This window comes from Prescottella defluvii, assembly GCF_000738775.1.
GTDB classification, from domain to species: Bacteria; Actinomycetota; Actinomycetes; order Mycobacteriales; family Mycobacteriaceae; genus Prescottella; species Prescottella defluvii.
Genome location: NZ_JPOC01000137.1, coordinates 1 through 209, shown reverse-complemented (window position 1 = coordinate 209; position 209 = coordinate 1). Strand labels below are relative to the sequence as shown.

General features: G+C 66.0%; 1 pseudogene. It reads left to right on the top strand.

The features are described 5' to 3' along the window. Nucleotides 1–209 (top strand): annotated as a pseudogene (locus tag IJ15_RS25065) (cytochrome P450); the annotation flags it as partial.

The window sequence follows — 209 nt, the reverse complement described above, 5'->3', positions numbered from 1 at the left end:
CGCGACTGCGGGACGAGCACCCGCTGTACCGCAACGACGACATGTCCTTCTGGGCATTGTCGCGCCACGCGGACGTGATGGCCGGTTTCCGTGACAGCAAACGCCTTTCGAGCGCGAACGGTGTCTCACTGGATCCGGCGGCGTACGGTCCGCACGCCCACCGGACGATGTCGTTCCTGGCGATGGACGATCCGCGGCACATGCGGATG